Here is a 21,676-nt window from a genome sequence, read left to right as displayed (position 1 = left end):
AGGGAACGCCGCTTGGAAAATGACACGCCATACGGGACTGGCGCGCCCTCACCACTACAGGCCTCAGAGCCCTGCATCCAACGGAGTCATTCCATGCTCAATTCATTGCGCCAAGTCGGCGGCTTCCTTCTGCTCATGACGCTCATCACCGGCGTGCTTTACCCTGCCGTCGTCACGGGCACCGCGCAGCTGCTGTTCAAGCACACTGCCAACGGCAGCCTGATCGAACGCGAAGGCAAGGTCGTTGGCTCCGCGCTGATCGGCCAGAACTTCAGCGGCGAAGGCTATTTCCACCCGCGTCCATCATCGGCCGGCAAGGACGGCTACGACGCGGCGGCGTCGAGCGGATCGAATCTCGGCGTGGCGACGAAGTCGCTCAACGAGGCCATCGCGCAACGCGTGGCAGCGCTGCGTCACGATGATCGGCCGGTTCCGGCCGATCTCGCGATGGCATCCGGCAGCGGGCTCGATCCGCATCTGTCGCCGAGCGCTGCCGCGTATCAAATCGACCGCGTTGCGAATGCACGCAAGCTGCCGCGTGAACGCGTCGAAGCACTCGTGAAACAGCACACCGAAGGGCGGCAGCTGGGCTTTCTCGGAGAACCGCGCGTCAACGTGCTCGCGCTGAATCTGGCGCTCGACGCACTGCCGTGATGAGTGGCTATTGCTCGGCCGGAACCCAGACCGAAACCGATCCGGCCGGGCAGGCAAACTCGCCCCATCCGTCCTCGCCGGTTTCGACGGGTGTTTCGATGTGTCCGGTGATGTCGACATAGCGACGATGGGCCTGGCCGATCTCCATGCGCCGCACGCCGCCGTCGCCATTGCTGAGCACCACGGCCATGCCGCCCGGATGTTCGGCGTCACCCAGGCGCGTCCAGCCGATGCAGCCGGCTTCGTCGAAATAGTCGTACTGATCGCCGTAAGCGTAAGCATGACGCGCCTGAAGATAGCGATCGATCAGGAACTGATGGCTGTCCATCCAGACCTCGTGCTCGTTGCCGTCGGGGCCGGTGTCCTGGTAATGCGCGCCGTAGTAGTCCGGGAAGAACAGGCAGGGATAGCCGTCGCGGCGCAGCAGGATCAGCGCGTAGGCGAGCGGCTTGAACCAGGGCTCCACGACCGATTCGAGCGATTGCAGCGGCTGCGAATCGTGATTATCGACGAGCGTCACCGCGAGCGCGGGCTGCTGGGCCACGAGCGAGTTGTCGAAGATCGTGCGCAGGTCGTAGTCCTGGCCGGCCTTGGAAGCGAGGTGGAAGTTGTAATGCAGCGGCGCGTCGAACAGCGAAATCTGCCCGTTGGTTTTCTCGATGAAGTGATGCAGGGCCTCGACGTCGTAGGACCAGTATTCGCCGACCGCGAACAGATCACGCGAAGTCTCCACGCGCAGCTCGTGCAGCCAGGACAGGAAGAATTCGGCGTCGACATGCTTGACCGCGTCGAAGCGAAAGCCATCCACGCCCGTGGCGTCGAGATACCACAGGCCCCAACGCTTGAGCTCCTCGCGCACCTGCGGATGGTCGGTGTCGACGTCGGCACCCATCAGAAAATCGTAGTTGCCGTTCTCCTGGTCGACGTCCTGCGAGAACGCTTTGTTTTCGACGAGGAAGATCGCCGGCCCCTGGTCGGTATTCAGATCGAAGGCGGTGAAGTGCTCGGCCGACCAGCGCATGTCCGAATGCGCGCCACCGCGCCCCGGGAACGTGAAGCGCGTCCAGGCCTCGACTGCTTCGGCTTCGGCGGACACCTTCGTACGGTCACCCATCTCCACGCGATAGGCGCGCACGGTCTCGGTTTCGTCGGCACCCATGCGGTGGTTGAACACCACGTCGGCGTAGACGCGGATGCCGTTTTCCTTGAGCGCCCAGATGGCTTTCTGATACTCGTCGCGCGTGCCGTACTTGGTGCGCACGCTGCCCTTCTGATCGAATTCGCCGAGGTCGAACAGATCGTACACGCCGTAGCCGACATCCTCGGCACCGCGCGTGGCCTTGTAGGCCGGCGGCAGCCAGACCGAGGTCACGCCGAGTTCCTTGAGCTTGGGCGCATCGGCGGCGGCACGCTGCCAGAGCTCGTCCTTGGCGTCGAGATACCAGTGGAAGTACTGCATCATCACGCCGTTGATCTGACTCATGCCGCTCCCTTTCCAGTCTGCTTCGCGCTTGTCCTGGCGCGCAGGACGCTAATCTGCGAAGCACTGGCGCAAGCGCGGCTGAACGGACTGAGAGAGCAACATCGAAGATCGCCTTGCCTGTCCTCTCTCCCGCTCGCGGGAGAGAGTCCCTGCGCAGCAGGGGAGAGAGGGTGCGCCCGAAAGCTGCGCTCACTTTCCAAGCCGACCCTCTCCCGGTCCTTCGGATCACCCTCTCCCACAAGTGGGAGAGGGGACAAGCTCATCCCATGACATCGACCGGGCCCTAGAATTCCGCATGACCGACCCCGCCCGCCCCTCGCCCGACACGCTGCTGCTCGAAGCGCAGCGCGAAGGCCGTGGCCGGCTCAAGGTTTTTCTGGGTGCTTCGCCGGGCGTCGGCAAGACCTACGACATGCTGCGCGCCGCGCAGGCGGCCAAGGCCAGCGGCGTCGACGTCGTCGTCGGCATCGTCGAGACGCATGGTCGGCGCGAGACCCAAGCCCTGCTCGACGGGCTCGAAGTGCTGCCCCGGCGCACGCTCGACTATCGCGGTCGCACGCTCGGCGAACTCGATACCGATGCGCTGATCGCGCGCAAGCCGAAGCTCGCGCTGATCGACGAACTCGCGCATTCCAACGTGCCGGGCAGCCGGCACGTGAAACGCTGGCAGGATGTCGAGGACGTGCTCGCGGCGGGCATCGACGTGCTCGCCACGCTCAATGTGCAGCATCTCGAAAGCCTCAACGACGTGGTGCTGCGCATCACCGGCGTGCGCGTTCGTGAAACCCTGCCCGATACCGTGCTCGAACGCGCCGACGAGATCGAGCTGGTGGACCTGCCGCCCGAAGAGCTGCTGCGCCGGCTCGACGAAGGCAAGGTCTATCTCGGCGAGCAGGCGCAGCGGGCGCGCGAAGGCTTCTTCTCGCGCGGCAACCTCACTGCACTACGCGAACTGGCGATGCGCGCGGCGGCCGAGCGCATCGATCAGCAGATGCTCGCGTATCGACAGCGCCACGCGGTCAGCGAACCCTGGCCGGCGCGCGAGCGCCTGCTCGTCTGCGTCGGCGGCAAGGCGATCGATCGCAGCCTGATCCGCAACGCGGCCCGGCTCGCGGACACGCGCGGCATCGCCTGGATCGCGGTGCACGTGATCGATTCGCGTGCCCATCGCCTGCCGAACGAGGCCAAGGACCGCATCGCCGAAACCCTGCGCATGGCCGAGGCGCTCGGTGGCGAGGCGGTGACGATTCCGGGCGAGAACGTCGCCGCCGAAGTGCTCGGCTATGCGCGCTCGCGCAACGTCACCCAGATCGTGGTCGGGCAATCGAACCCGGTGCGCGCCGGCTGGCGACGGCGACGCTCGCTCGCACACGCGTTGCTGCGATCGGGCGCGCCGTTCGACATCACCGTGGTGCCGACGCGGAACGACGCGTGCGATGCGTCGAACACGCGTGATCCGATCGCGGCCGAGCGCTGGCGCTGGCAGGACCACATCACCGGCCTGGCGCTCGTCACCCTCGCAACCCTCGTCGGCCTGTTCGTCGATCGCTGGATCGGGCTCGAAAACCTGGCCCTGCTCTACCTCGTCGCGGTGCTCGTGAGCGCGGTGCGCGCCGGCCCGCTGCCGGCCATCGTCACCAGCGTCGTCGCGGCCTGCAGCCTCGATTTCTTCTTCACCGAACCGCGCTACACGCTCAATCTGCAGCGTCACGAAGACGTGCTCACGCTCGCGGTGTTCCTGATCGTGGCCGTGCTCATGGGCCGGCTCGGCGGGCAGTTGCGCAGCCAGATGCAAGCCTTGCGCAAGACCGCGCGGCGCAACGCCAACCTGAGCGATTTCGCGCGACGCGTCGCCGGTGCGCTCGGTCGGGACGAAGTCGCGCGCATCATCGCCGAGCACGTGCAGGCGACGCTCGACCTGCCTTGCGTGGCCGTCATCGAGCGTCCCGCCGAAGCGCTGCGTCCGGCGGCGCGGCGCGGCATCGGCCCCGACTACCAGTTTCGCGAAACCGATCGCGCGGCCGCGCACTGGTGCTGGGATCACCGACAGCCGGCCGGCTATTCGACACAGACCTTGCCGACTTCGCAATGGCTGTTCGTGCCGATGGCGACCGCGCAGCGCGTGGTCGGCCTGCTCGGCCTGCATCTGCACGAGCGCAGGCGGCCTCCTTCTGCCGGACAGCGGCGCCTGCTCGATGCGCTCGCCGACCAGGCCGCGGTCGCGCTCGAACGCGTGATGCTCTCCGCCGAGATCGGAGACCAGCGCGTGAACAGCCAGGGCGAGGAACTGCGCGCCGCCTTGCTGTCTTCGGTCTCGCACGATCTGCGCACGCCGCTCGCCTCGATCCTCGGCGCGGCGACGAGCCTGCAGACGCAGAACGAGCGGCTCTCCGCCGACGATCGCAGTGCCCTGCTCGACACCATCGTCGAGGAATCCGAGCGCCTCAATCGCTTCGTGCAGAACCTGCTCGACATGACCAGGCTCGGCTATGGCCGCATCGAAGCGCGCCGCGAATGGTGCGATCTGCGCGAGATCGCGGGACGCGCGCGCAACCGGCTGCGTCGCGAACTTTCGGGGCGGGACGTGCCGATCGACAGCGCCGGTGATCTGCCGCTGGCCTGGTGCGATCCACTGCTGCTCGAGCAGGCGCTCGTCAACGTGATCGACAACGCGGCCAAGTATTCGCCGGCCGGCTCACCGATCGAGATCGCGCTGGGCACGCAGTCGCAGTGGTTGCTATTGCGCGTGCGCGATCACGGCCCTGGCGTGCCGGCGGCCGATCGCGAGAAGATCTTCGACATGTTCCATCGCGTGCAATCGCAGGATCACACCGCGCCGGGCACCGGCCTGGGGCTGGCGATCTGCCGTGGCCTGCTTGCGGCGCAGGACGGACAGGTGCGCGCGCTCGCACCTGCAGAAGGCCGCGGCGCAGTGATCGAGATGCGCCTGCCGCGCAAGACGCCGCCCCAGGTGCGCGATGACTGAAACGATCCGTGTCCTGGTCGTCGACGACGAGCCACAGATCCGCAAGCTGCTGCGCGTGAGCCTCGGCGCCGAATCGCTGCAGGTGATCGAAGCCGCCAACGCCGAAGCCGGCCTCGCCGCGCTCAAGCAGGACAAGCCCGACGTGATGATCCTCGATCTCGGTTTGCCCGACGCCGACGGGCTCGATCTGATTCCGCGCATCCGCGAAATTTCGAGCGTGCCGATCATCGTGCTGTCGGTGCGCGACGACGAAGGCGGCAAGGTGCGCGCACTCGATGCGGGCGCGGACGACTACCTGACCAAGCCCTTCGGCATCGCCGAACTGCTCGCGCGCATTCGCGCAGCGCTGCGCCATCGGCTGCAGGCCAGCGGCTCGCAACCGGTGATCGAAACCGGCGCGCTGCGCATCGACCTGACACTGCGCCGCGTGACGCTCGATGGCATCGAGCTGCGCCTGTCGCGCAAGGAGTACGCGATTCTCGCCGTGCTCGCCCGGCATGCGGGCCGCGTGATCACGCAGCCGCAGCTGCTGCGCGAAGTCTGGGGCAAGGTGCACGAGGACGACACGCAATACCTGCGCGTCTACATCGGCCAGCTGAGACACAAGCTCGGTGACGACGCCGCGGCTCCGCGCTACGTCGTCACCGAGCCGGGCGTGGGCTATCGCTTGAAGATGCCGTGAGGCTTCACAAGTCCACCGAGGCCGACAGCGTGAAGGTGCGCGGGTTGCCGAGCACGAGATAGTTGGCCCCGAAGGTACCGCCCGTCGACGCCCAGTAATCGCGGCCCGTGACGTTGTCGACGCGCGCACGCAAGGTGACCGCGCGCCCGGCCACTTCGAACGCGTAGCGCGTGCCGAGATCCAGGCGCGTCCACGACGGAATGCTCAGGTCGTTGGTCGTGCTGGCCTTCTGCGAGGCGGTGTAGTTGCCGCGCGCTTCGAAGCTCAGGCCCGGCACTGCGCGCAGGTCGTATTCGACCGTCAGGTTCGCCTGCAGGTCGGCGACGCCGATCGGCTCCTGGCCATCGTCCGCACCATCGGACTTGGTGAACTTGGCATCGAGCACCGTGATGCCGCCGAGCACGCGATAACCGTCGATCGGCTCGCCGAACCAGGTCAGTTCCGCACCGCGGTTGCGCTGCTCGCCGTCCTGCGTCACGCGCGTGCCGTCGAAGAAGCTGCTCGGCTTGTTGATCTCGAACAGCGCGAAGCCCAGGCCCAGGTTGCCGCCGTCGTACTTGGCACCGACTTCGGTCTGCCTGGACTTGAACGGCGACAGCGCGTCGCCACCGTTCTCGACCGGAACGTTGTTGATCTGCTGCGGCACCGCATCACCCGGGATCAGGCCTTCGATGTAGTTCGCGTACAGCGAAACCTTGTCGCTGGTCTTGAACACCAGGCCCGCCATCGGCGACCAGGTGTTGTCGTCGTAGGTCTTGCCGCCGTCGCCGGTGTTGTAGTCGTAGCTGTACTGCTGAAGAACCTGGTAGCGCGCACCGAACGTCAGCAGCACGCGCTTGTCGAGCAGCGCGAGCGTGTCCGCGATCGCGTAGCTGCTGGTCTTGGTCTTGAACGTGGTCAGCGGGTCGTTCATGTCGCCGCCCGTGAACCAGTCGGCCGCCGGCTGCGGCGACGACGAGAAGTCGTAGAGGTTGCCGCTGATGCTCGACATCGACATCGCATAGGCGTTCTTCGAATCGAGCTCGAAAGCCGAGGCCGACAGCACTGCGCGATGGCCCACCGAGCCCGTCTTGAATTCGAAGCGCACGCCGGCATCGCCCGTGAGCACGCTGTCTTCGCGATAGTTGTCGAAGCGGCCCACCGTGTAATTGCCGTCCGCGTCGGCCGACGGGTTGGCCAGCACGTTGTGCTCCTCGCTGTCGCGCACGCCGACCGCGGCCCAGGCCGTGATGTGCTGGGTGAAGTCGTATTCGCCACGCGCCACGCCGAACAAGTCCTTCTCCTCCGAGAAGCTCCAGTCCTGCGCGAAATTGGAATCGGACTTCGGCGCATCGGGAATGCCCGTCGTCGGCGTCACGCTCGGACGCGGCGCGTCGATGCGATGGTCCTGATAGCCGAGGTCGGCCGACAGGCGCAGCTTGTCGCCGCGATAGTCCAGGCCCAGCGCGAGCACGCCGAGTTCGCGCGCTTCGTCGTCGATCGAGGTGTCGCCCTTGCGGCCGACCAGGTTGCCGCGAACACCCCAACGCTTGTCGTCACCGAATCGACGCGCGACGTCGGCCGCCGCGTAGCCCATCGCATCGCTTTCATAGCCGACGCTGAGGCGCGTGAGGTCATCGTCCGGCGCGCGCTTGGGCACCAGGTTGATGGTGCCGCCGATGCCGCTTCCACCGGGCGCGGCGCCGTTCAGGAAACTGTTGGCGCCGCGGAAGACTTCGGTGCGCTCGAGCAGTTCGGCCGCCACGTACTGGCGCGGCAGCAGGCCGTAGACGCCGTTGTAGCCGATGTCGTCCGAGCTGACTTCGAAGCCACGGATGATGTAGACCTCCTGGAAGTTGCCGAAGCCGCGCGCGAGGCGCACGGACGGATCGTTCTGGACCACGTCGGCGACACTGCGCGCCTGCTGGTTGCGGATCAGGTCGGCCGTGTAGGCGGTGCTGTTGAACGGCGAATCCATCAGGTCGACGTTGCCGAACAGGCCCACGCGGCCGCCCTGCGCCACCTGGCCGCCCGCATAGGGCTTGGTCAGGTCGACCTGCGAGCCGCTCGCGATGACGATGACTTCGGCCGGGTCCGCGGCGGGCTCGCTGGCCGATGCGGTCGGCTCGGCGGCTTTTTGCGCCACCTGCTGAGCCGAAGCCGCCGTGCTCACCAGGGTGCCCAACAGCAGCGGAAAACCAAGGCGAGCGGCTGCGGCGGCCAATAAAGTCTTGCGCATGAAGGAGAATCTCTAGGGTTGGAAGGTCTGGCGATCGACTGGGCCGGGGGTCATGGCCGCCGCCTTGTTGATAATGATTATCAAATCATTGGCATTGCCCGGCAAGCCGACGCCGGCCGCTGGCCGGCCCAGAGCGCTAAAAAAAGGCGCACGGCGCAGTGGCGGACTCGGCGAATCTGCGGGCAGCGACGGTGCAGCGTCGTCGCCGTTTGCATATTCATCTTGCTCGCCGACGTTTTTCGCTAGGCTTGGCGCCCCGAGCCCGCCTCCAGTTGCTCCGACTCATGTCCCAGCCCTCGACTCCCCCGCAGTACACGCGCAATCCGCCACTCGAGGAGGCCGACCTGCTGGCCGATCCGCTCGCCCAGCTCGACAGCTGGATCGAGGCCGCGCGCGCCGCCGGCATGATCGAACCCGGCGCGATGACGCTGGCGACCGCCGATGCGCAGGGCCGGCCGTCGGCGCGCATCGTGCTGTTCAAGGGCTACAAGGAGGGCGGCGTCTGCTTCTACACGAACTACGAAAGCCACAAGGGCCGCGAGCTCGCCGAAAACCCGCAGGCCGCGCTGGTGTTCTGGTGGGACAAGCTCGAACGCCAGGTGCGCATCGAAGGCCGCGTCGAGAAGCTCGCGCGCGAGGACGCGCAGCGCTACTTCCAGAGCCGCTTCCGCGATTCGCAGATCGGGGCGGTCACCTCGCGCCAGTCCGAAGTGGTCGCCACGCGCGCGGAACTCGATGCCCGCTTCGAAGCCAACGCAAAGGCGCTCGAAGGCAAGGAAGTGCCGATGCCCGATTGCTGGGGCGGCTACCGGCTGCAGCCCGAATCGGTCGAATTCTGGCAAGGCCGCGGCGGCCGGCTGCACGATCGCCTGCGCTACCTCGCCATCGGCGACCGCTGGAAGATCGAACGGCTGGAGCCCTGACCCCGGGCCCTGGCACACTCGAATCCGTCCCCGCCGCACCCGATCAAAGCACCCATGACCCGCACCCAACTCGCCATTTCGCTCGCTGTCGCCGCCTCCCTGGTCGCCTGCGCGACTTCACCGCTGGGCCGGCACCAGCTCAAGCTGGTGTCCGATTCGGAAGTCTCGAAAATGGGCATCCAGTCGTTCGCGGAGCTCAAGCAGAAGACGCCGGCGACCAAGGACACCGCGACTTCCGCCTACGTGCAATGCGTTTCGAACGCGATCACGCGGGTGATTCCGTCGATGAACTGGCAGGTGCCGGTACCCGCGAGCTGGGAGGTGGTGACCTTCCAGAGCGACGACGTCAACGCCTTCGCGCTGCCGGGCGGCAAGATCGGCGTCTACACCGGCCTGCTCAAGGTGGCGACCACGCAGGATCAGCTCGCGGCCGTCATCGGCCACGAAGTCAGCCACGTGCTCGCCGGCCACTCGGCCGAACGCGTATCGTCGAATGCGGTCGGCTCGCTCGGCACCGCGGTGGCTTCGGCCTACTCGGGCATCGACGCGAAGACGCTCAGCGGCGTGACCCAGACCTTGTTCCTGCTGCCCTACTCGCGCTCGCACGAATCCGAAGCCGACCTGCTCGGCATGGATCTGATGGCCAAGGCCGGCTTCGATCCGTCGGCTTCGATCGCGCTCTGGCAGAACATGTCCAAGCTCGGCGGCCAGAAGCCCGCGCAGATCATGTCGACTCACCCGTCGAACGAAACCCGCATCCACGACCTCAGCAAGCGCCTGCCGCAGGACGAGCCGGTTTACCAGCAGGCGCGCGCTTCGGGCGTGCGCCCCAACTGCCGGTAGTCCGGGTGCATCGCGGGTTTCAGCCGGGCTAGACCGGAGTCGCGAGCCCGACGAAATGGCAGGCCGCGTGGCCGCCATGTGAAACCCGGCGCAAGGTCGGCACCGAGCGGTTGCAGGCCTGATCGGCCATCGGGCAACGCGTCACGAACACGCAGCCCGGCGGCGGGCTTTGCGGGCTCGGCACTTCGCCGTCGAGCAGCGTGGCGCTGCGATCGATCTCCTGCGCCAGATCGTCGGCCGGCATCGCCGCGAGCAGGGCGCGCGTGTACGGATGCACGGCGTGGCGGAACAGCATCGGCGTCTCGGCCTGCTCCATGATCCGCCCGAGGTACATCACGAGCAGGCGCTGCGACAGGTGCCGGACCACCGCCAGATCGTGCGCGATGAAGATCATCGCCAGGCCGTATTCGGCCTGCAGCTCCATCAGCAGGTTGATGATCTGCGCCTGCACCGAGACGTCGAGCGCCGACACCGGCTCGTCGCAGATCAGCACGCGCGGCCGAACCACCAGCGCCCGCGCGATGCCGACGCGCTGGCACTGCCCGCCCGACAGCTCATGCGGCAGGCGCTGGGCTAAGTCAGCCGAAATGCCGACGCGTTCGAGCATCGCCAACGCGCGGCTTTCGCGCTCGGCCTTCGACAGCTCCGGATACAAGGCCTTGAGCGGCTCGGCCACCGCCTTGCCCACTTTCATGCGCGGATTCAGGCTCGCCTGCGGGTCCTGGAAGATCAGCTGGATCTCGCGCCGATGCGGGCGCCAGGCCTTCCTGTCGAGCCTGGCGAGGTCGTGCAGCGTGCCGTCGGCGCTACGGTATTCGATCGCGCCCGAGGTAACCGGCTGCAGGCCGGCGAGTACCCTGGCGAGGCTCGATTTGCCGCTACCCGATTCGCCGACGACGGCCAGCGTCTCGCCCGGATAAAGGTTCAGGTCGACCCCGTCGACCGCGCGGACGACACCCCCGCTGCGCCAGGGAATCCAGCTCCGCAACGGGTAATGGACCTTGAGGCGGCGGACGGCCAACAGCGGAGCGGGAGCGTTCATTCGGCGCGTATTTTAGCGTCGAGCGAGGCCGCTCTCGCTGTCGTCGATACATCGCAGAAGATTTATTGCATCGTCGAACGGAGCGCGCCTGCCAAAACGCTTCGGCCGGCGATCGCCGGCCGAAACATTCAATCTTCGATGCCCTCCGACCCGATCACTCGAGCAGACTGCGCAGCATCCACGCGGTCTTCTCGTGCAGCTGCATGCGCTGGGTCAGCAGATCGGCGGTCGGTTCATCGTGCGCCTCGTCGGCGGCCGGGAACAGGCTGCGCGCGGTACGCGACACCGTCTCGTGATCGGCGACGAGCTGGCGCACCATCTCCATCGCCTCCGGCACGTTGGTCGCTTCCTTGACCGAGGCCAGCGCGGCGTACTGGCTGTACGAACCCGGCGCATGGAAGCCCAGCGCGCGGATGCGCTCGGCGACGAGGTCGACGGCCAGCGCGGCTTCGGTGTAATGGGTTTCGAACATCAGGTGCAGCGTGTTGAACATCGGACCCGTCACGTTCCAGTGGAAGTTGTGGGTCTTCAGGTACAGCGTGTATTCGTCGGCGAGCAGGCGCGACAGGCCGGCGGCGATCTCGGCGCGATGATCCTTGCTGATGCCGATCTCGATCTTCGGGGCCTTGGAGTCGATCTTCAGTTCCGCCTTGGCCACCTTGCCCTTCTTGCTCATCTCACATCTCCTTGTTTGAAGTCGAGCCAGCTTACGCCGCCGGCCCCGATGGATGAAATTGAACTTGCTTGATGTCTCGATTGCGTCACTCTATCGGAGGGACGTTGAAGAAATGTTGATTGGTGTCAAAGCGACAGTATCGCCTTCTGCTTGCGGTAATAGCTGAAGATGTCGTTGGGTGTGCGCTTGGGCTTCCAGCCGAAGGTCTCGCGGAACAGACGCCCGTCGAGCACCACCGGATACTTGAAGTAGCTGATCAGATAAGCCGGGAAGAACGCGTTCCAGTTGAGCAGGTTGCTCAACAGCCTGGGCACCGCGGGCGGCACCGAAGGCAGCGGCAGACGCTGGCAGCCGCACTGCTCGGCCGCCTCCTGGTACGCGACCCAATCATCCGGCGCGACGTTGTAGATGCCGGGTTTGTTCTTCTGGAACGCGAGCACGATGGCGTCGGCCATGTCGTCGACGTGCAGGAACTGCATGAGCGGCGAAAAGCCCATGAGCACCGGCACGATCTTGCGTGAGAACAGCAGGCTCATGGTGTTGCGCACGCCCGGGCCGAGCACGTTGCAGGGCCGCAGGATGGTGATGTTGAGCTCGGGATGCTTCCACAGGTAGATGTGGGCGAGCGATTCGAGCTCCACCGAATCGACCAGCTCCTGCGTCACCTCGGCCGCCTTGAGCGGATGGTCCTCGTCGAGCAAGGCCGGGTTGTAGGCCGAGGCGCCGTAGACGAAATACGTCGAATGCACGATGACCTGGCCCACGCCGTAGCGCTTGGCGAGCTCGAGCAGCTTCTTCATGCCGAGCACGTTGGCGTTGTAGCGCCGGTGGCGGTCGGATTCGTGCGGAAAGATGCGGCCGATATGGATGATCGCGTCGATCTTGTGCTGGCGGAACACATCCTCGAAATCGCGCTTGTGGATCTGCACCTTGTACGAGCGCACGCCGGCTTCGAGCTCGACCTTGTGGCGGAAATCCACCGCGATGACCTTGCAGCTCGAACTGAGCCGATGGATCACGCGCTTGGCCAGCGAGCCGGCGGCGCCGGTCACGAGCACGGTCTTGCGCGCCTGCGACTTGCGGCGCGTGGGCTGCGTAGCTTCTGCCTGCGGCGCACCGGCGGAGCCGGCATCGGTTCCGGACTTGGTTTTGGCTTTGGTCCTGGTGGCCATGATCAGAACACGCTCCGGCGTTGTTGCAGCCCGCGGTCGATCAGCCCTCGAATGGCGTCCTTCACCTGCTCGACCTTGGCCTGTACCTCGTCCTCGCGGGTGACGAGCCCACTGAAGCGCAAGGGCTCGCCGAAGTTCAGGTAGACGCGGGCCGGCAGCGGCATCAGCGGCCCCACCGGGAAGTACGGAATGCCGAGCATCTTGGCGACCGGAGACAGGTTGAACAGCGAGGGCATGGTTTCTTCGCAGCCCACCACGCCCACCGGAATGATCGGCACCTTGTGCGCGATCGCCAGGTGCAGGAAGCCATTGCCGAAGCGCTGCAGCTGGTAGCGCTTCGAATACGGCTTGCCCGAGCCGCGCACGCCTTCGGGAAACACGATCAGCAGCTCGTCGGATTCGAGCATCTTGGCCGCGTTGACCGGATCGCCGATCACCGAGCCCCAGGCCTGCAGCGTATTGCCGACGAACGGAACGGTCGGAAAGAAGCGCTCGATCATCGAGCGCGGCGCGCGCGGCCCATGCGGATTGGTCGCCACCGCCACCGAGATCATCATACCGTCCATCGGCAGCTGGCCCGAATGGTTGGCGATCAGCAGCGCCCGCCCGCGCGCCGGCACGTTCTCGAGCCCGGTCGCGGTGACGCGGAAATAATGGTCGTACAGCAGCTTGGCGATCGCCAGGCCGACCTTGGCCTGGTTCTCGTGATAGCCCCAGGGGTCGTAGCCGAAGCTGCCGACCGGCTTGGGCATGCGCTCCATCCAGTGTTCGATTTCGGGCGTCACGAGCGCGCCCAGCAGTGCGGACTTGGGGCCTTCTGCAGCGAGATTCTTGATCGAGTCGAGCAGGTTCATGAGGTTTTTATTGGCGCTTCTGTGCGACGCGGCTCGACGTTATGCCAAAAGCGGGAGCGCGTGAAGGCCGCGCTCAAGCAAGCTGCTGGCGCTGCTGCAAACGCCAGAGCGCCGCGTAGGCCCCGTTGGCGGCGAGCAGATCGTCGTGCCGGCCACGCTCGATCACGCGGCCCTGTTCGAGCACGACGATCTGGTCGGCATGCACGATGGTCGACAGCCGATGCGCGATCACCAGCGTGGTGCGCTGGGCCGCCACTTCCTCGATCGCCGCGAGAATCGCGCGCTCGGACGCCGAATCGAGCGAGGACGTCGCCTCGTCGAAGATCAGGATCGCCGGGTTCTTGAGCAGGGCCCGCGCGATGGCGACGCGCTGCTTCTCGCCGCCCGAAAGCTTGAGCCCGCGTTCGCCGACCAGGGTCGCGTAGCCGTCGGGCAGCTGGCGGATGAAGCCATCGAGATGCGCGAGCCGGACCGCCTGCTCGACCTCTTCGCGCGTCGCCTCGGGACGGCCGTACTGCAGGTTGTAGAGCAGCGTGTCGTTGAACAGCACGGTGTCCTGCGGCACCACCGCGATCGCCGACCGCAGGCTCTGCTGGGTCACTTCGCGCAAGTCCTGGCCATCGATCGTCACGCGGCCCTGGCCCGGATCGTAGAAGCGGAACAGCAGCCTGGCGAGCGTGCTCTTGCCGGCTCCGCTCGCCCCGACCACGGCCACGGTCTGGCCGGCCGGGATCTCGAAACTGACGTCCTTCAGGATCGGCCGCTGCGGCGAATAGCCGAAGCCCACGTGCTCGAAGCGCACCTGGGCGGAACCCGGGCGCAAGGTTTTCGCCTGCGCCTGATCGCGCACCTTCGGCTGCACGTCGAGCAGGCCGAACATGCGCCCCATGTCGGTCAGCGCACGGCGAATTTCGCGATAGACGAAGCCGAGAAAATTGAGCGGAATGAACAGCTGTACGACATAGGCGTTGATCGCGACGAAATCGCCGAGCGTCATGCCGCCGCGCGCCACGCCCTGCGCGGCGATCACCATCATCGCGGTCAGACTACCCGCGACGATCAGCGACTGGCCGACGTTGAGCGCCCCGAGCGACAGGCGGTTCTGCTGCTGGGCCTGCTCCCAATCGGACAGGAAGCGATCGTATTCGGCGGCCTCGTGGGCTTCGTTGCCGAAATACTTCACGGTCTCGTAGTTGAGCAGCGAGTCGATCGCGCGCGTATTGGCCTTGGAATCGAGCTGGTTGGCCTTGCGCACGAACTGCGTGCGCCACTCGGTCACGGTGATCGAGAACGCCACGTAGAGCAGCACCGCCACCGCGGTGATGACGGCGAACACCCAGCCGTATTCGACGAGCAGGATCGCGGCCACCAGCGCCAGTTCGAGCACGGTCGGAATGATGTTGAACAGCGAAAAGCGCAGCAGGAAGCTGATGCCGGCAACGCCGCGCTCGATGTCGCGCGACAGCCCGCCGGTGCGCCGCGAGAGGTGAAAGTCGAGATCGAGCGCATGCAGGTGGCGGAACACCTGCAGGGCCCCGCGCCGCATCGCGCGCTCGGCCACGCGCCCGAACACCACGTCGCGTAGCTCGCTCATGAGCACGTTGACGAAGCGCGCGAAGCCGTAGGCCAGCAGCAGCGACAGCGGCACGATCACGATCGTGTGCTTGCTCTGATCGAGCCCGTCGACGATGTGCTTGAGCAGCATCGGCAGGGCCACGCCCGACAGCTTGGCGACGATCAGGCAACCGAGCGCGAGCAGGATGCGCCCCGGAAAATCCTTCAGGTGCGGCAGCAGCTGGTAGATCAGCCGCCAGTCGGCGTGGGGGTCGTCGCCGGCAGGCGACTCGGGCAATCGGTTCGGGCGTGGCATCGGGCCATTGTGACAGCGCGCGCCCGATTTCCGCCGGCGCGGCTGATCGGAGATAGAGCCCTCAGGCGCGTGCCACCTTGGTCACGCCATTGAGCCGGTGCAGGCGGCGCACGACCTGAGCCAGGTGCACGCGCGACTTCACCGCGATGATGAAGCGCATCTCGATGGTGTCGCTACCGGCACGGTCCGGCATCTGCACGTTCTCGATGCTGGCCTCGGCACGCGTGATCTCGGCGGTGACCTTGGCGAGCAGGCCGCGCTGGTTCTGCGCGAGCACGTGGATCTCGGACAAAAAATCGCCCTGCACCTTCTCCGACCAGATCAGCGGCACCCAGTCCTGCGGACGCGCCTTGGCGTGCTTGCAGTCGATGCGGTGGATCACGATGCCGCGGCCCACCGAGACGTTGCCGCGGATGTCATCGCCCGGAATCGGGCGGCAGCAGCGCGCGTAGTCGATGACCAGGCCTTCGGTGCCTTCGATCGCCAGCGGCGCGGCGCTCGAGGCCTCGCCGTCGCCGGTCGCCACGCCGCCCTTGTGCTCGGGCAGGAAGTGCCGCGCCACCAGCGGGGCGAGCCGCTCGCCGGTGCCGATGGTGGCGTAGAGCTCTTCCATGTCCTTGAGGTTGTAGGCCTTGAGCACCGGCTCGGCGGCCTCCTCGCGCAGCTTGGCGAGCGGCACGCCGAGATCGCGCATGGCGATCTCGAGCAGCCGGCGACCGAGGCGCACGGCCTCGTCCTCGCGCTGGTTGCGCAGGAAATTGCGGATGTGGCTGCGCGCCTTGGCGGTCTTGACGAAGTTGAGCCAGGCCGCGTTGGGCCGCGCATGCCGCGCGGTGATGATCTCGACGGTCTGGCCGCTGCGCAGCGGCGTATTGAGCGGCTCGAGGCTGCCGTCGATGCGCGCGGCGACGCAGCGGTCGCCGAGCTCGGAATGCACCGAATAGGCGAAGTCCACCGAGGTCGCGCCCTTCGGCAGCCGGCGGATCAGGCCCTTGGGCGTGAACACGTAGACCTCGTCGGGGAACAGGTCCACCTTCACGCCTTCGATGAAATCGAGCGAGCCGGCGGTGCCGACGGTGTCGAACAGGCTGCGCAGCCATTCGGTGGCGCGCGCCTGCGGCGCCGAGCCGCCGTCCTTGCCGCCGAGCTTGTACTGCCAGTGCGCGGCGATGCCGCTCTCGGCGATGTGGTGCATCTCGCGCGTGCGGATCTGCACCTCGATCTTGTGCCCGCCCGGCCCGATGCAGGTGGTGTGCAGGCTCTGGTAGCCGTTGGACTTGGAATTGGCGATGTAGTCGTCGAAACCGCCCGGCACCGGGCGGTAGACGTGGTGCACCACGCCGAGCGCGCGGTAGCAGTCGTCGAGCTTGGCGACGATCACGCGAAAGCCGAGCAGGTCCATCACCTGCAGCAGGCGCATCTTCTTGCGCCGCATCTTCTGGTAGATGCTGTAGACGTTCTTCTCGCGCCCGACCACGGTCGCGCCGATGCCTTCCTCGCGCAGCGCCTTGGCGATCTTGCTCTCGACGTCGCGGATCAGGTTCTTCGAATCGCCGATCTGCTCGTCGATCGCCTTCTCGAGCACGCGGGCGCGCTCGGGATGCATGTTGGCGAACGACAGGTCTTCGAGTTCGGTGCGGATCGTGTGGATGCCCAGGCGCTGCGCGATCGGCGCGTAGATCGACAGCGTCTCCTCGGCGATGCGCCGGCGCTTGGCGGGCTCCTTGGCTTCGAGCGTGCGCATGTTGTGCAGGCGGTCGGCGAGCTTGACCAGGATCACGCGCAGATCCTGCGTCATCGCCAGCAGCAGCTTGCGGAAGCTCTCGGCCTGCAACTCGGCGCGCGACAGCCCTTCGACCTTGCCGATCTTGGTCACGCCTTCGACCAGATCGGCCACGTCCTGGCCGAACACGGTGGCGACGCGCTCCTTGGAGACCTCGGTGTCCTCGATGACGTCGTGCAGGATCGCGCCGATCAGCGTGGTCGCGTCCATGCGCAGGTCGGCGAGAATCCGGGCGACCGCGAGCGGGTGGAAGATGTAGGCCTCGCCGGACTTGCGGCTCTGGCCGGCGTGGTGCTTGGCGCCGAATTCGTAGGCCCGACGCACGTCGGCGATCTGGTCCTCGGGCATGTAGTCCTCGAGCACCTTGACCAGCGAATCGATACCGAATTCGCGCGCCACCTGGCGCTTGTGCAGCGCGGTGGTCAGACGATGGATGACGGGCAGTTCCATGCTCCGAGTCTAGCAGCGCAAGCCGCCGTCACGACCGCTTCGCAACAATCGACGATATCGCCGAACCGGCCTCAGACGCCAAAGTGCGCCACCGGCTCGTCGAAGCCCTTGAAGCGGATCGGCGCGCGCTCCTGCGCCTCGGCTCCGGCGAGCTGGATGGTCTGCCGGTCGATCAGGATTTCGCCGTCTCCGGCTTGCTCGCAAAGCCGGCTCGCGAGGTTCACGGCCGCGCCGACCGCGGTGTATTCGAGCCGCGCGCTGCCGCCGATCACGCCGACGGTGACGCTGCCGGTGGCCACGCCGACGCCGAGCCCGAGCCGGGGTCCGAGCGCGGCCCAGCGCGGAACCAGCGCTTCGCAGGCGGCACGCAGCTGATGCGACAGCGCGACCGCGCGCGCCGCATGGTCGGGCAGCGCGATCGGCGCGCCGACCAGCACCAGCACGCCGTCGCCCGCGTAGTCCTTGATCGTGCCGCCGTACTGGGCGACGACCTGGCCGACCGCGTCGTAGTACTCGCGCAGCACCTGGATCACGCGGCCCGACGGCACCTCGCTCGCGAAGCGCGAGAAGCCGCGCAGGTCGCAGGCGACCACGCTCAGCGTGAGCTGGCGCTCCTGCATCGCCGCCTGCAGCCCGGCGTGCGACACCAGCCGGGCCACCTCGGGCGACAGAAATCGCGACATGAACAGGCCGCGCTGGCCTTGCAGCACGTGGTAGTGCACGGCACCGACGAGCAGGATCATCTCGCCGACGACGATCGAGATCGGCCCGATGTCGGCCGGCAGCACCAGGCCGGCGACGCAGAACGGCACCGCGCCGGAGAACGCGAGCAGGCGGATGCGCTCGGCCAGTTCCGGCCGGCGATTGAGCAGCAGCAACAGCGAGCCGAGCCCGCACAGCACGGTGGTCAGCACTGGCGTGGCGAACAGCCAGAAGCCGCCCTGCGACATCGTGTCGAAGCTCTTGAGATGCAGGAACTGGTGCGCCCGGATCTCGGGCCAGATCAAGGCGAACAGCTGGTAGACGACGGCGCTGAACTGGCCGAGCCGCTGCAGCCGGTCGCCGACGCGCGTATCGAAACCTTCGGGAACCGGCATCGTACGGCGCACGCGCAGCAGCCATTCGAGCATCGCGATCAGAGCGATGGTCTCGGGCAGCGCCAGCCAGCCGGACCAGGCCGGGTTTTCGTGCGCGCCCGGAACCAGATAGCCGTTCAGGAAAATCGACAGGCCGGTCGCGGCGAGCGCCAGGGCCAAGGCGCGCGAGGTGCCCGACTTGCGGTCGGCCGACAGGAACGCGAGCGCCATGCCGACGGCTACGATCGAGACCAGCAGCGACGGGATCAGATAGTCCATGACGTCCCGCGGCTCCTCGGCCCAGGCTCGGTTCGCCGCATTATGCGATTGCGCCCGACGAGCGGACAGCGCCGTACAGCCAACGACTTACTTCTGCCCGGCGTCCGCATCGAACAGCTCCTGCAGCTCGCGAGCGCCTTCGCGCGCCCTCTTGAGCACGTTGAGCTCATCGCGTGGCTCGGCCATCTGCCGCAGCAGCACCTTGCTGTCGTGCTGGCGGAAGGCATCGATGTAGCGCTGCGCCTGGCCCTCGCTTTCGCCGAGCATCATGAGCACCTGGCGCGTGGCTTCGAGCGACGACAGATAGCTGCGCCGGATCACCTGCTGCACGCCGCGATCGAGCAGCTCGAGCGCGTGCTGGCGCGTGCGCGCGCAGGCGATGATCGGCAGGCCCGGATAGAGCTTCCTCACCGCCTCGACCACGCGCAGCGATTCGTCCCGGTCGGCGATCGCGACGACGAACAGCTTGGCCTGCCCCGCATGCGCAGCCCGCAGCACCTCGGTACGCGAGGCATCGCTGTAGAACACCGGAATGTCGAGCTGGCGCAGAAACGCGACGTTGTCCGCGCTCTTGTCGAGAATCGTGTAGCTGATGCGCTTCACGCGCAGGATACGGCCGATGATCTGGCCGAACGGTCCGAAGCCGGCGATCACGACCTGGGTGGCGGCGACATCGATGACATCGTAGGGCGCCGGCTCTCGCGTGGGTTGAATTCGCGCGTGCAATGAATACAGCAGCGGCGAGACGATCATCGACAAGGTCACCGAGACGATCAGCAGCTCGCGCAAGGGCGTGTCGAGCACGCCCGAGCTCGCGGCGACGCCGAACAGCACGAAGGCGAATTCACCGCCCTGCGACAGTGCCAGGGCCAGCGATCGCGAGGCGTGCGCTTCGAGTCCGGAGAGCCGGCCGACCAGGTAGAGCACCGCGGCCTTGACCACCATCAGCACGACGACCACGCCGATCACGTCGAGCGGTCTCTCCACCACCAGCCCGACGTTCGCCGACATGCCGACGGCGATGAAGAACAAACCGAGCAGCAGGCCTTTGAACGGCTCGATGTCGGCCTGCAGTTCGTGGCGATATTCCGAATCGGCGAGCAGCACGCCGGCCAGGAAAGCGCCGAGCGACATCGACAGTCCGACGAACTCCATCGCCAGCGCGGTGCCGACGACGACCAGCAGCGCGGCCGCGGTGAACACTTCGGCAACACCGGTCTTGGCGAACCAGCGCAGCACCGGACGCAGCAGGTAGCGACCGCCGATCACGGTGACAGCGATCGCGCCGACCGCCTTGGCGGTGCCGATCCACAGCTCGGGCGAATGCACGTCGGGTTTGCTGCCCATCGCGAGCATCGGAACAAGCGCCAGAAACGGAATCACCGACAGATCCTGGAACAGCAGGATCGCAAACGCCGAGCGTCCGTGACGCGTGCTGAGTTCGCCGCGCTCGGCGAGCATCTGCAGCACGAACGCGGTCGACGACATCGCCAGGCCGAACGCAGCGATGAACGCCGTCACCGGCGCGATACCCCAGGCCCAGCCGATCACGAACAAGGCGAGCGTGCTGAGTGCGACCTGCAGGCCGCCGGTGCCGAACACCGTCGAACGCAAACGCCACAGACGGGAAGGCTGCAGTTCCAGACCGATCACGAACAGCAGCAGTACCACGCCGAATTCGGCGACGTGAAGAATCGATTCGACATCGGCGATGAGCGCCAATCCCCAGGGACCGATGACGACACCGGCGCACAGGTAGCCGAGCACCGCGCCGAGACCCAAGCGCTTGAAAAATGGGACGAACAGCACCGCCGCCGTCAGGAAAAGCGCCACGTTCACCAGCATCCAGACTTCCCCGAAAATCTCCGTCCGGCAAACCTGAACAGAGGACAATCTATTTAGAATTAATCAGTTACCGCAATCTCTTGCAATACTTTTGAACTTGTTATCAAATATAAACAGTTCCTAAAACAATTTTACGCTTGCACACACTCGCCTAGCGTTCTCAATGGATGAACCCAGTAAATCCGATCGCATCGTCGAGCTTGCAGGCAAGCTCGGCGTGCTGCGTCCGAAGGATCTGGCTGCGGAAGGCATTCAAGCCGAGTACCTGCGACGTGTGTGCGACAAGGGATTAATCAAGAAGGTGGGACGCGGCAGCTACGTGCTCGCCGACAAGGTCGTCACCCCGCATCTGACGCTCGCGGTCGCCGGGCGCGCGGTTCCCAACGGCGTCATCTGCCTGCGTTCCGCTCTCGCGTTCCACGGCCTGGCCGAACAGCTCACCGACGAGGTCTACATCGCCATCGAGCGTCGTGCCGCGAGGCCGCGGCTCGATTATCCCGAGGTCAAGGTCGCCCGTCTCGGTGGCCCGGCGTTCACCGAAGGCGTCGAGACGCATTTGATCGAAGGCGTCGAGGTGAACATCTACAGTCTCGAAAAAACGCTGGCCGATCTGTTCAAGTTCCGCAACAAGATCGGCCCGCACATTGCGGTCGACGCGCTGCGCGCGGCTTTCCTCGCACACAAGGTGCACAAGGACAAGCTCTGGTATTTCGCCAAGCTGTGCCGGGTTGAAAGGGTGATGAAGCCGTATGTCGATGCGCTGGCCTCTTGATGAAGCGCTGATTGGGCGTCGTGAGCGAACGCAGGATGCGCGAGGACGGCGCGCAGGGGCCGGAGCGT

Annotated in this window: 16 protein-coding genes; 6 read left to right on the top strand and 10 right to left on the bottom strand. The window is 66.3% G+C overall.

All coding sequences use genetic code 11. From position 1 onward, the window contains the following. The first annotated feature begins 93 nt into the window (after nt 1-93). Nucleotides 94-654: a potassium-transporting ATPase subunit KdpC gene (gene kdpC / locus WQQ_RS12050; protein ID WP_007185458.1), complete on the top strand. Its 561-nt coding sequence runs from the start codon at nt 94-96 to the stop codon at nt 652-654. Between the two features lie 7 nt (nt 655-661). On the opposite strand, the gene WQQ_RS12045 is transcribed toward kdpC, so the two are convergent. Further along, nucleotides 662-2,137, bottom strand: a complete 1,476-nt coding sequence (locus WQQ_RS12045) for an alpha-amylase (protein WP_007185456.1) — start codon at nt 2,135-2,137, stop codon at nt 662-664. A 295-nt stretch (nt 2,138-2,432) separates the two neighbouring features. Between WQQ_RS12045 and WQQ_RS12040 the strand changes: the two genes are divergently transcribed. Next, entirely contained in the window at nt 2,433-5,123 is a 2,691-nt protein-coding gene (locus WQQ_RS12040) for a DUF4118 domain-containing protein (RefSeq protein ID WP_007185455.1), read from the top strand. Beyond that, nucleotides 5,116-5,805 (top strand): response regulator, encoded by a 690-nt coding sequence (locus WQQ_RS12035; protein ID WP_007185454.1) that lies wholly within the window; start codon nt 5,116-5,118, stop codon nt 5,803-5,805. The genes WQQ_RS12040 and WQQ_RS12035 overlap by 8 nt, the downstream gene beginning before the upstream one ends. Before the next feature lie 4 nt (nt 5,806-5,809). On the opposite strand, the gene WQQ_RS12030 is transcribed toward WQQ_RS12035, so the two are convergent. Next, on the bottom strand, nt 5,810-8,023 hold the full coding sequence (locus WQQ_RS12030; protein ID WP_007185453.1) for a TonB-dependent receptor: 2,214 nt from the start codon (nt 8,021-8,023) through the stop codon (nt 5,810-5,812). 284 nt (nt 8,024-8,307) lie between these two features. Here WQQ_RS12030 and pdxH point away from each other — a divergent pair, with 284 nt between their 5' ends. Together pdxH and WQQ_RS12020 are read left to right on the top strand one after the other, a co-directional pair. Beyond that, nucleotides 8,308-8,946 (top strand): pyridoxamine 5'-phosphate oxidase, encoded by a 639-nt coding sequence (gene pdxH, locus WQQ_RS12025; protein WP_007185452.1) that lies wholly within the window; start codon nt 8,308-8,310, stop codon nt 8,944-8,946. 54 nt (nt 8,947-9,000) lie between these two features. Beyond that, complete coding sequence (locus tag WQQ_RS12020; protein WP_007185451.1) at nt 9,001-9,789, top strand: M48 family metallopeptidase; 789 nt, start codon at nt 9,001-9,003, stop codon at nt 9,787-9,789. A gap of 28 nt (nt 9,790-9,817) precedes the next feature. Here WQQ_RS12020 and WQQ_RS12015 read toward each other — a convergent pair whose 3' ends face one another. The 8 genes from WQQ_RS12015 to WQQ_RS11980 all read right to left on the bottom strand — a co-directional run bounded on the left by WQQ_RS12015 (nt 9,818) and on the right by WQQ_RS11980 (nt 20,836). After that, nucleotides 9,818-10,831, bottom strand: a complete 1,014-nt coding sequence (locus WQQ_RS12015) for an ABC transporter ATP-binding protein (RefSeq protein ID WP_007185450.1) — start codon at nt 10,829-10,831, stop codon at nt 9,818-9,820. A 154-nt stretch (nt 10,832-10,985) separates the two neighbouring features. Then, nucleotides 10,986-11,507, bottom strand: coding sequence for a Dps family protein (locus WQQ_RS12010; RefSeq protein WP_007185448.1), 522 nt, complete (start codon nt 11,505-11,507; stop codon nt 10,986-10,988). Between the two features lie 125 nt (nt 11,508-11,632). Further along, on the bottom strand, nt 11,633-12,679 hold the full coding sequence (locus tag WQQ_RS12005) for an SDR family oxidoreductase (protein WP_007185447.1): 1,047 nt from the start codon (nt 12,677-12,679) through the stop codon (nt 11,633-11,635). 2 nt (nt 12,680-12,681) lie between these two features. Continuing rightward, the gene (locus WQQ_RS12000; protein ID WP_007185446.1) at nt 12,682-13,533 is read right to left on the bottom strand and encodes a lysophospholipid acyltransferase family protein; all 852 of its coding nucleotides are present in this window, start codon (nt 13,531-13,533) and stop codon (nt 12,682-12,684) included. A gap of 73 nt (nt 13,534-13,606) precedes the next feature. Continuing rightward, nucleotides 13,607-15,403, bottom strand: coding sequence for an ABCB family ABC transporter ATP-binding protein/permease (locus tag WQQ_RS11995; RefSeq protein ID WP_040454074.1), 1,797 nt, complete (start codon nt 15,401-15,403; stop codon nt 13,607-13,609). 61 nt (nt 15,404-15,464) lie between these two features. Then, nucleotides 15,465-17,636 carry a RelA/SpoT family protein gene (locus WQQ_RS11990; protein ID WP_007185444.1) on the bottom strand — a complete coding sequence of 724 codons (2,172 nt, stop codon included), beginning with the start codon at nt 17,634-17,636 and terminating at the stop codon, nt 15,465-15,467. A gap of 71 nt (nt 17,637-17,707) precedes the next feature. Next, nucleotides 17,708-18,991: an adenylate/guanylate cyclase domain-containing protein gene (locus WQQ_RS11985; protein ID WP_007185443.1), complete on the bottom strand. Its 1,284-nt coding sequence runs from the start codon at nt 18,989-18,991 to the stop codon at nt 17,708-17,710. An 87-nt stretch (nt 18,992-19,078) separates the two neighbouring features. Beyond that, nucleotides 19,079-20,836: a monovalent cation:proton antiporter-2 (CPA2) family protein gene (locus WQQ_RS11980; protein ID WP_007185442.1), complete on the bottom strand. Its 1,758-nt coding sequence runs from the start codon at nt 20,834-20,836 to the stop codon at nt 19,079-19,081. A 163-nt stretch (nt 20,837-20,999) separates the two neighbouring features. On the opposite strand from WQQ_RS11980, the gene WQQ_RS11975 reads away from it, so the two are divergent. Further along, nucleotides 21,000-21,608, top strand: a complete 609-nt coding sequence (locus WQQ_RS11975; RefSeq protein ID WP_007185441.1) for a type IV toxin-antitoxin system AbiEi family antitoxin domain-containing protein — start codon at nt 21,000-21,002, stop codon at nt 21,606-21,608. Nucleotides 21,609-21,676: the final 68 nt, after the last annotated feature.

It is taken from the genome of Hydrocarboniphaga effusa AP103 (assembly GCF_000271305.1).
In the GTDB taxonomy this organism is placed as follows: Bacteria; Pseudomonadota; Gammaproteobacteria; order Nevskiales; family Nevskiaceae; genus Hydrocarboniphaga; species Hydrocarboniphaga effusa.
The sequence above is the reverse complement of the archived record's forward strand: the minus strand, read 5'-3'. Positions and strand labels throughout refer to the sequence as shown.

Excerpts from the sequence above, each read along its gene's own strand:
- kdpC (WP_007185458.1), top strand. The coding sequence starts at position 94 with ATGCTCAATTCATTGCGCCAAGTCGGCGGCTTCCTTCTGCTCATGACG.
- WQQ_RS12045 (WP_007185456.1), bottom strand. The coding sequence starts at position 2,137 with ATGAGTCAGATCAACGGCGTGATGATGCAGTACTTCCACTGGTATCTC.
- WQQ_RS12040 (WP_007185455.1), top strand. The coding sequence starts at position 2,433 with ATGACCGACCCCGCCCGCCCCTCGCCCGACACGCTGCTGCTCGAAGCG.
- WQQ_RS12035 (WP_007185454.1), top strand. The coding sequence starts at position 5,116 with ATGACTGAAACGATCCGTGTCCTGGTCGTCGACGACGAGCCACAGATC.
- WQQ_RS12030 (WP_007185453.1), bottom strand. The coding sequence starts at position 8,023 with ATGCGCAAGACTTTATTGGCCGCCGCAGCCGCTCGCCTTGGTTTTCCG.
- pdxH (WP_007185452.1), top strand. The coding sequence starts at position 8,308 with ATGTCCCAGCCCTCGACTCCCCCGCAGTACACGCGCAATCCGCCACTC.
- WQQ_RS12020 (WP_007185451.1), top strand. The coding sequence starts at position 9,001 with ATGACCCGCACCCAACTCGCCATTTCGCTCGCTGTCGCCGCCTCCCTG.
- WQQ_RS12015 (WP_007185450.1), bottom strand. The coding sequence starts at position 10,831 with ATGAACGCTCCCGCTCCGCTGTTGGCCGTCCGCCGCCTCAAGGTCCAT.
- WQQ_RS12010 (WP_007185448.1), bottom strand. The coding sequence starts at position 11,507 with ATGAGCAAGAAGGGCAAGGTGGCCAAGGCGGAACTGAAGATCGACTCC.
- WQQ_RS12005 (WP_007185447.1), bottom strand. The coding sequence starts at position 12,679 with ATGGCCACCAGGACCAAAGCCAAAACCAAGTCCGGAACCGATGCCGGC.
- WQQ_RS12000 (WP_007185446.1), bottom strand. The coding sequence starts at position 13,533 with ATGAACCTGCTCGACTCGATCAAGAATCTCGCTGCAGAAGGCCCCAAG.
- WQQ_RS11995 (WP_040454074.1), bottom strand. The coding sequence starts at position 15,403 with ATGCCACGCCCGAACCGATTGCCCGAGTCGCCTGCCGGCGACGACCCC.
- WQQ_RS11990 (WP_007185444.1), bottom strand. The coding sequence starts at position 17,636 with ATGGAACTGCCCGTCATCCATCGTCTGACCACCGCGCTGCACAAGCGC.
- WQQ_RS11985 (WP_007185443.1), bottom strand. The coding sequence starts at position 18,991 with ATGGACTATCTGATCCCGTCGCTGCTGGTCTCGATCGTAGCCGTCGGC.
- WQQ_RS11980 (WP_007185442.1), bottom strand. The coding sequence starts at position 20,836 with ATGCTGGTGAACGTGGCGCTTTTCCTGACGGCGGCGGTGCTGTTCGTC.
- WQQ_RS11975 (WP_007185441.1), top strand. The coding sequence starts at position 21,000 with ATGGATGAACCCAGTAAATCCGATCGCATCGTCGAGCTTGCAGGCAAG.